7 protein-coding genes and 1 tRNA gene are annotated in these 8,861 nt (G+C 67.6%); 4 read left to right on the top strand and 4 right to left on the bottom strand.

The genetic code is table 11. The features are described from left to right. The 3 genes from VNS22_RS04950 to VNS22_RS04940 all read right to left on the bottom strand — a co-directional run. A partial coding sequence (locus VNS22_RS04950) for a multicopper oxidase family protein (RefSeq protein ID WP_325730200.1) occupies positions 1 to 1,409 on the bottom strand: 1,409 nt, incomplete at its 3' end. A 56-nt stretch (positions 1,410 to 1,465) separates the two neighbouring features. After that, on the bottom strand, positions 1,466 to 2,731 hold the full coding sequence (locus tag VNS22_RS04945; protein ID WP_325730198.1) for an imelysin family protein: 1,266 nt from the start codon (positions 2,729 to 2,731) through the stop codon (positions 1,466 to 1,468). Between the two features lie 213 nt (positions 2,732 to 2,944). Continuing rightward, positions 2,945 to 3,020: transfer RNA gene (locus VNS22_RS04940), tRNA-His, on the bottom strand. 248 nt (positions 3,021 to 3,268) lie between these two features. Here VNS22_RS04940 and VNS22_RS04935 point away from each other — a divergent pair. Beyond that, positions 3,269 to 3,607: a P-II family nitrogen regulator gene (locus VNS22_RS04935; RefSeq protein ID WP_325730196.1), complete on the top strand. Its 339-nt coding sequence runs from the start codon at positions 3,269 to 3,271 to the stop codon at positions 3,605 to 3,607. A gap of 302 nt (positions 3,608 to 3,909) precedes the next feature. Here VNS22_RS04935 and VNS22_RS04930 read toward each other — a convergent pair whose 3' ends face one another. After that, complete coding sequence (locus VNS22_RS04930) at positions 3,910 to 4,101, bottom strand: DUF2735 domain-containing protein (RefSeq protein ID WP_325730194.1); 192 nt, start codon at positions 4,099 to 4,101, stop codon at positions 3,910 to 3,912. Positions 4,102 to 4,483: 382 nt separating this feature from the next. Here VNS22_RS04930 and VNS22_RS04925 point away from each other — a divergent pair, with 382 nt between their 5' ends. From VNS22_RS04925 to VNS22_RS04915, 3 genes are all read left to right on the top strand, one after another. Next, positions 4,484 to 5,530, top strand: a complete 1,047-nt coding sequence (locus tag VNS22_RS04925) for a glutamine synthetase beta-grasp domain-containing protein (RefSeq protein WP_325730192.1) — start codon at positions 4,484 to 4,486, stop codon at positions 5,528 to 5,530. Between the two features lie 266 nt (positions 5,531 to 5,796). Then, positions 5,797 to 7,224, top strand: coding sequence for a type I glutamate--ammonia ligase (gene glnA / locus VNS22_RS04920; RefSeq protein ID WP_325730190.1), 1,428 nt, complete (start codon positions 5,797 to 5,799; stop codon positions 7,222 to 7,224). A 134-nt stretch (positions 7,225 to 7,358) separates the two neighbouring features. After that, positions 7,359 to 8,765, top strand: a complete 1,407-nt coding sequence (locus VNS22_RS04915; protein ID WP_325730189.1) for a glutamine synthetase beta-grasp domain-containing protein — start codon at positions 7,359 to 7,361, stop codon at positions 8,763 to 8,765. The last annotated feature ends 96 nt before the right edge of the window (positions 8,766 to 8,861 follow it).

Raw genomic sequence — 8,861 nt, 5'->3', positions numbered from 1 at the left:
ATCCGGAACCAGCCCATCATGCCGGTCTCCTGGTGCTCGATGATGTGGCAGTGGAGCATCCAGTCCCCGGGATTGTCGGCGACGAACGCGATCCGCGTCCGGTCGCGCGGGCCCAGCAGCACCGTGTCGACGCGCTGGCCGGCGGCACCCTGCCTGGGGTCGAGCACCTGGAAGGTCAGCCCGTGCAGATGGATCGGATGCTGGTACTGGGTGGCATTGACCAGCTCGATCACATAGCTCCGCCCCCGCACCAGCTCGAACAGCGGCGGCGGCAGTGCCCGGTGGCCCTGCTCCGGCCAGCTCCTGCGGTCAATCGCCCAGTGCGTGGCGGCACTCAGGCAGAGATTGTCGGCAAGCCGCAGCACCTGGCCGTCGTCCAGCACGATCTCGCTGGCGATCGCCGTCGCCTGAAAGGTCAGCCGGAGCTTTTCCGCGTGGGCCAGGTCAGGCTCTGCGAAGGTCGACGGGCGCAGTGCTGCCGGTGTGAACGGCCGGTCGGGACGTGCCGGGCCACGCCCGCGCAGCCGGGCGAGCGGCACGGGCTCCGGCGCGAAATAGTCGTAGAGCACCGCCTCCTCGCCCGGCCCGGGAGCGCGCAGCGTCAGGTCCAGGCGCATGGCCGGGCCCAGCCGCCAGCTGGTCAGCGGCACCGGCGGCAGGCCGTTGCCGTCGATCGCGACCACTGCCGCCTCGGTACCCTCCACGCCCAGTTCGGCGATGCGGGTGGCGTCGACATTGAGGATGCGCAGCCGCAGGTCGCTACCGGCCGGCACGTCCAAGACCGGCTCCACCAGATCGTTGACGGTGCGCAGCCGGCCGAACGTGCCGGACTTCGCCGCGGCCGCATCGCTGGTGAACGGGGTGAAGGCGCCCGTCTCGTCGATCCGCCAGTCGCGCAGCACCAGGACCAGCTCGGCATCGTGCGGCACCGTCTCGTCGCCCTCGACGATCAGGACGCCCGCGAGCCCGCGGCTCAACTGCTCGATCGTGTTGCAATGGGTGTGGAAGAAGAAGGTCCCGGTATCGGGCGGGACGAACGCGTAGTCGAAGCCCTGCCCCGGTGCCACCGGCTCCTGAGTGAGGTAGGGCACGCCGTCCATGGCATTGGGCACGCGGATGCCATGCCAGTGGATCGAGATGGGCTCCGGCAGCCGGTTCTCCAGCCGTGCCCGCAGCCACTCGCCCTGGCGCAGCCGGATCACCGGCAATGGCTCGTCGGCGAACGTCCAGGCTGAGACCTCCGGCCCACTGCCCGAGGGGACCCGGATCCGCCGCTCGGCCGCCACCAGATGCCGGGTGACGGTGCCCTCTCCGGCTGCCGCCGGACGGCCCAGAGGCATGCCGGACTGCCCCGGCACTACCACCGCCGCGGCAGCACCGAGCAGCAAGGAGCGTCGCCCGATCCGCATCCCCGCTCTCGCGCCTTGCTCCTCCGCGCGGAGCAGGCCCGATGCGTCAGGCCCGCTCAGGGCGCCACCGTGTCCGGGTTGTCCAGGCTGTCCGAGCCCTCGACCGTGACGGCCACGCCCAGTGCTGCCACCACCTCCTCCACCGCCCGGGTCTGTGCCACCAGGGCATCGATGGCGGCCTGGAGCATGGCGTTGCCTTCGGCATTGTCGGCCGCCAGCATCTGGTCGTAGGCCATCCTGCCGCTCTCGGCACTCTCCCGGATCACCTCGAGCTTCGCGGTCGTCTCGGCCATGCGGTCCTGGACGAGCTTCGCGGCTTCCGGTGCCTTCTCCCTGGCGAGTTCGTTCACCGACGGTCCGGATACGATGCTGCCGTCCAGGCGCTGGTAGCTGCCGTTCCACAGCGCCACCATGCCGACCTGGTCGTAGAAGTGCGAGTTGTGGGTGTTGTCCGAGAAGCAGTCATGCTCCTCCTCGGGATCGTTCAGCAGCAGGCCGAGCTTCATCCGCTCGCCGGCCAGCTCGCCATAGGACAGGGAACCGATGCCGGTCAGGATCCGGCCGATCCCGGCTTCCGGCCCGACGCTCATCAGGTCCGTGCGCGCCGCCCCGCCGTCCCGCCAGCTCGCCGCCATGTCCTGGAGGTCGCTGACGAGCAGGTCGGTCGCGGCCTCGAGATAGGCGCGGCGCCGGTCGCAATTGCCGCCGGTGCAGTGGGTCAGGCTGTAGTCGGTCCAGGGCCGCATGCCGGCACCCGGGCCGGTGCCGTTCAGGTCCTGGCCCCAGAGCAGGAACTCGATCGCGTGGTAGCCGGTCGCGACGTTCTTCTCGACGTCGAGCGCCTCCTGGAGATGGTCCGCCAGCAGAGCCGGCGTGATGTTCCGCGCATCGACCTGCTCGCGGCCCACCCGCAGGGCCGGCGATGCCACCACGTTCAGCAGGTAGAGCGGGTTCTCGTCGGAACTGTCGCCATAGGAGGCATCGACATAGTCGATCAGGCCCTCGTCGAGCGGCCAGGCGTTCACCTTGCCTTCCCACTCGTCCACCAGCGGATTGCCGAAGCGCAGGGCCTCGGTCTGCTGGTAGGGCGCCCGGGCGGCCTTCCATGCTTCCTTGGCGGCAGCCTGGGTCTCGGCGGATGGCTTGGCCAGGAAGGCGTCCACGGCCACCTGCAGCTCCTCGGCACTCGTCAGCGCATCGGCGTACATCGCCTCGGCGATGTCGGCATAGGTGGCGACCACGTCGACCGGCTCGACCGCATGGGCCGGCAGGGAGAGGATCATCGCCGTCGCGGTGATCGAATACACGAGCGAGCGACCCATCGGGCGTTCCCCAGACGAAGCACGTAGCGATACAGGCAGGCGCACACTGCCCGTTCTCGCCGTTTCGCACTGCGCAGCGCCCGTGACAACTCGATCCCGGCAGTAGATCGAATTGGAACTATTCGAGTCTGTGAGGCCGAAGCCCGACGCGCCGGAAGGCTACACCCGGCCGCGGATCCCGGTGCCGGGATTCAGGCTGCTATTAGCAGGGGATGGGGCGAGCGACCGGACTCGAACCGGCGACATCCAGGACCACAACCTAGCGCTCTACCGACTGAGCTACGCCCGCCATCCGCGGCGCTGAATGCCTCGTGCCGGCCGCTTCGTCAAGCGCCACGCGCAGTCGGCGGCAATGTTCTCGATCAGACGTCTGCCTCATTCTTGACCATGCCTGCCCATATTCTAGGCATCCAGCACGACGGGCTCCATAACCACCTGCATGGGGAACCGTTGGCACGTGTCGTGCATAACCCTTCCCCGAGCAATGTTGGTGTGGGAAGTTCGCTCGCCAGCGTTCGTCGTGGAGAAAGTCGCGCAATGAAGAAGATCGAAGCCGTCATCAAGCCGTTCAAGCTGGACGAGGTCAAGGAAGCCCTCCAGGAGATCGGCCTGAAGGGCATGACTGTGACGGAAGTGAAGGGCTTCGGGCGCCAGAAGGGGCACACGGAACTGTATCGCGGGGCGGAGTACGTCGTCGATTTCCTGCCCAAGGTGAAGATCGAGGTCGTGGTCGACGACCAGCTGGCCGAGCGGGCGGTCGAGGCCATCCAGCAGGCGGCCAAGACCGACCGGATCGGCGATGGCAAGATCTTCGTCTACTCGGTGGAAGAGGCCGTGCGGATCCGCACCGGCGAGCGCGGCAACGACGCGCTCTGACCGCCCGGGCCGGTTCGGCTGAAGCGAACCGGCCCTGCCCGCTCGCGGGCTGGCCCGAAGGTCGCGCCAGGACCAGTCAGACGACTCATCCGGCGACCATGTTTTCCGATGGTCGGTGCGGTTTCCCAAAGAACGCCTGGCCATCCCGGCCGCTGCCGGGCGCGCCGTGTCTGTCAGGGTTGGGACCCGCCCGCACCTGCCCCCGGCAGTTCTACCGCCGTGGGCCAGCCGGCATCGAGCCGGCCCTTCCAGATTTCGTGCAAGGTTCAGTCAGCCCTGCCGCGGCTGGGCTAGACAGCGGTTCAGCGCTTGTGCGCGCGCGCCGATTCCTGAACTGCCGCCTCGTGGTACCAGCTGTCGAACGCAGCCGCCGCCACGCGCGATTCCTTCTCGCTGAGCGGGCGGTTGACGTCCTGCTGCCCCAGCTGCGCGAACCGGCCGCGCCGAGGAAACTCGTAGATGATGGCGGACTGCCGCTCGGCGCTTCCAGCCATGTCGCTCACTCCGTGTCAGATCCAAGCTTTGCCTTGTCGTACATAATCGCTTTCCCAGGGGTTTGCACCCCCTTTACGCAATTTGCCTCTTTTAGAAACAGTTAATGCCGATTTTTTAACCATGGCTGGGGCAATGCTGTTCTTCGGGGCATTGCGGCCAGGCAAGTTGTGACACGCCGCGGCAGGCCAACAACTCGGCAGGAGGCAGGATCTGCTCAGTTTTCAGGCATCGGCACGCGCAGGCCGCCGCCTCGCTTCACAGGCGGCGGCCGTTTGGCACGCAACGTGCTTGGAGATAGGTCAGCCGATGGCGGGCAGGCACGCAGAAGCCGCAGGCACCAGGACCTCACCTATCTCGATTCAATCGCTTTGGAAGGCCGCAATGACCAAATACAAGTTGGAGTACATCTGGCTCGACGGCTACACCCCGGTGCCGAATCTCCGCGGCAAGACGCAGATCAAGGAATTCGACAGCTTCCCGACTCTGGAGCAGCTGCCGCTCTGGGGCTTCGACGGCAGCTCCACCCTGCAGGCCGAGGGCCACAGCTCCGACTGCGTGCTCAAGCCGGTCCGCGTGTTCCCCGACCCGGTGCGCACCAACGGCGTGCTGGTGCTCTGCGAGGTCATGATGCCGGACGGCGAGACCCCGCATCCGTCGAACAGCCGCGCCACCATCCTGGATGACGATGGCGCCTGGTTCGGCTTCGAGCAGGAATATTTCTTCTACAAGGACGGCCGCCCGCTGGGCTTCCCCGAGCACGGCTTCCCCGCCCCCCAGGGCCCCTACTACACCGGCGTCGGCTACAAGAACGTGGGCGACATCGCGCGCCAGATCGTCGAGGAGCATCTCGACATCTGCCTGGCCGCCGGCATCAACCACGAGGGCATCAACGCCGAGGTGGCCAAGGGCCAGTGGGAGTTCCAGATCTTCGGCAAGGGCTCCAAGCGCGCCGCCGACGAGATGTGGATGGCCCGCTACCTGCTCCTGCGCCAGACCGAGAAGTACGGCATCGACATCGAGTTCCACTGCAAGCCGCTGGGCGACACGGACTGGAACGGCTCGGGCATGCACTGCAACTTCTCGACCGCCTACATGCGCGAGGTCGGCGGCAAGGAGTATTTCGAGCAGCTGATGGCGGCGTTCGAGGCGAACCTCGACGACCACATCGCCGTGTACGGCCCGGACAACCACATGCGCCTGACCGGCAAGCACGAGACCGCGCCGTGGAACAAGTTCAGCTACGGCGTGGCTGACCGCGGCGCCTCGATCCGTGTGCCGCACAGCTTCGTGCGCAACGGCTACAAGGGCTATCTCGAGGATCGCCGCCCGAACTCGCAGGGCGACCCCTACCAGATCGCCTCGCAGATCCTGAAGACCATCGACTCGGTTCCGGTCGGGGCTTCGGCGGGCATCTCGGCTGCGGCCTGAGGCCCGGGAGATCGTCTGGACGGACGGCCCGGCCGTCCGCCCTTCTCCCGAGCCGGGGCGGCAGGTCGCCCCGGCTCGTTGGCGTTCCGGCGCCGGGCCCATGCCCGGTGCGGACACCTTCTCAAAGATGCGGGCGCTGCCTAGAAAGGCCGCGGAACGGCAGGCCGGGCCGGGCGCCATGCAGCGAGGTCCGGGGCGCGGCGCCGGATGACGGGGCTCGGATGGCGGCCGATCGGCCGCCGGGCGAAAGACAAGGAAGGCGAAGGATGACGCTGGGTTGCAAGACGTCCGCGGACGTCATGAAGGCCATCAAGGACAATGGCGTCCAGATGATCGACATCCGGCTCACGGATGTTCCCGGTACCTGGCAGCACATCAGCTATCCGGCCGCGGTGTTCGAGCAGGACCAGATCGAGGAGGGCCTGGGCTTCGACGGCTCGTCGGTGCGCGGCTTCAAGACGATCGAAGCGTCCGACATGCTGCTGATGCCCGATCCCACCACCGCCTTCATCGACCCGTTCTACGAGCACAAGACGCTCGTCATGATCGCGGACGTGCTCGACCCGGTGACCGGCGAGTTCTACAGCCGCGACCCGCGCGGCATCGCCAAGAAGGCCGAGGCCTACCTGAAGTCGACCGGGATCGGCGACACGGCATTCTTCGGACCAGAGGCCGAGTTCTTCGTGTTCGACAACGTCCAGTTCGGCCAGGACATCAATTCCGGCTCCTATCTCGTCGACAGCGTCGAGGGCTGGTGGAACATGCGCCGGGCCGAGGGTCCGAACCTCGGCTACAAGATCCGGCCGAAGGAAGGCTACTTCCCCTGCGCGCCGACCGACACGCTGCAGGACCTGCGCGCCCGCATGGCGCTCACCATGATCGACATCGGCCTGACGGTCGAATGCCAGCATCACGAGGTGGCGACCGCCGGCCAGTGCGAGATCGACATGAAGTTCGATACGCTGCTGGCGATGGCCGACCACCAGATGAAGTACAAGTATGTCGTGAAGAACGAGGCGGCCAAGGCCGGCAAGTCCGCGACGTTCATGCCCAAGCCGCTCTACGGCGACAACGGCTCCGGCATGCATTGCCACCAGTCGATCTGGAGCGAGGGCAAGCCCCTGTTCGCGGGTGACAAGGAACACGGCCTGTCCGACCTGTGCCGGTGGTACATCGGCGGCCTGCTCAAGCATGCGCCGGCGATCCTGGCGTTTGCCGCCCCCACCACCAACTCCTACCGCCGCCTGGTGCCGGGCTACGAGGCGCCGGTGAACCTGGCTTGGTCGGCGCGCAACCGCTCGGCCGCCTGCCGCATCCCGATGTACTCGAACAGCCCCAAGGCCAAGCGGGTCGAGTTCCGCTGCCCCGACCCGTCCTGCAACCCCTATATCGCCTTCTCGGCGATGTTGATGGCGGGCCTGGACGGCATCAGGAACAAGATCGATCCCGGCGAGGCCACCGACAAGAACATCTACGACCTGCCGCCGGAAGAGCTGGCGCACATCCCGACCGTGCCGGGCTCGCTCGGCGCCGCCCTGGACGCGCTCGCCGCCGACCATGAGTTCCTCATGGAGGGCGAGGTGTTCACCAAGGATTTCATCGACAACTATATCGCGATGAAGCGGGCCAACGAGGTCGAGGCGATGGCGCTGCGCCCGCACCCGTACGAGTTCGTGCTCTACTACGACTGCTGAGCGGCCGAGCCTGCCGGCAGCGCAAGCAAGGGGGGCGGCCCGTTCGGGCTGCCCCTTTTTCTTTGTCCTGAGAATGGCTACTCGGACGGCAGCGAGCGTGCGGCGGCACCATGGAGTGCCGGGAGGCAGTACCGTTGTCCGATATCGAGCCTTTGATGCAGGCGATCGCAGAGCACCGCGTCCGCATCTGCAACCTGCGCTTCACCGACCTTCTGGGCCAGGTCCGTCAGGTCTCGATCGAGACCAGTGCACTGGACCCCGCCCTGTTCAGCGACGGCCTGGTGATCGACGGCTCGGGCATCCCGGGCTGGCACGCACCCACCGAGCCGGACCCGGTGCTGCAGCCCGATCCCTCTTCCTGGTTCATCGACCCGTTCGCTGCCCAGCCGACCCTGGTCGTGTTCTGCGGTGCCACGGAGGCCGGCACCGGCCACGCCTACGATGCCTGCCCGCGCAGTACCCTCGTCCGCACGGCCGACCAAGTCGGCCGCCGGCTCGGCGCCGACCGGTTCCAGATCGGCATGGAACTCGGCTTCTCCCTGTTCGACGACGCGCAGTTCGACGACGAATCCTACCGGGTCGGCTACCGGCTGAGCGGCATGGAGGCGCCCTGTGCCGCCGGTGCCGCGCTCGCCGGCGGCAATTCCGGTCATCGGCCCCTGCCCCGGCGCGCTGCCTTCGCGGCACCGCCGTCCGACCATTTCTCCGACCTGCGCAGCGAGGTGGCGACCATCCTGGCCGGTTGCGGTATCCCGGGCGTGACACACGGCCATGGCCGTGGTGCCTGCCAGCACGTGCTGGTCCTGCCGCCTGCCGATGCGCTGGTGGCGGCCGACCGGCTGCAGATTGCCCGCTATGTCGTGCGCAGCGTGGCCGCCAGCTACGGCAAGACTGCGACCTTCGTGCCGAAGCCTGCCCGCGACGAGCACGGCGTCGACCTCGTACTCTCGGTGGCGGCGTTCAGCGGGGCGCGGCCACTGTTCCATGGCACGGAATATGCCGACCTGAGCCCGCTCTGCCTGTCCTTCATGGCGGGCGTCCTGAACCATGCCCGTCCGCTCGCGGCCTTCACCAACCCGTCGACCAACTCGTACCGTCGGCTGCGTCCGGGCGAGGAGGTGCCGACGGTACTGGCCTATGCCGCCAACAACCGGACTGCGGCAGTACGCATCCCGCTGGCCGCGCGGCCCGACCAGAAGCGGCTGGAGCTGCGCTTTCCCGACCCGCTGGCCGATCCCTATCTTACGATCGCGGCGGTGCTGTGTGCTGGCCGGGACGGCGTGGAGCGCAAGCTCGAGCCGGATGATCCGCTCGACCGCAACCTCTACGATCTGCCTACCGAGGAGGCCCCACTCCGCCATCTGCCGCGCAGCCTAGACGAGGCGCTGGACGAACTGGAGCGGTCCCGAACCCTGTTCACCGCGGACGAGGCGTTTTCCACGCGGATGGTCGACACCTATCTGACGCTCAAGCGTGCCCAGGCCGACGAGGTCGCCGCCGTGCCGCACCCGGCCGAGCTGCGGCTCTACTGGTCGAACTGATCAGCCCCGCTTGACGTCGCCCTGGCTGGTACGCTTCTTGCGCACGGGATCCGCACCGCGGCCCGTTCTACCCCTGATGGATCGGCCCGTTCCGGC

Source organism: Geminicoccus sp., from assembly GCF_035556675.1.
In the GTDB taxonomy this organism is placed as follows: domain Bacteria; phylum Pseudomonadota; class Alphaproteobacteria; order Geminicoccales; family Geminicoccaceae; genus Geminicoccus.
Note: the sequence above shows the minus strand (reverse complement) of the source record. Positions and strands in the feature narration are given on the sequence as shown.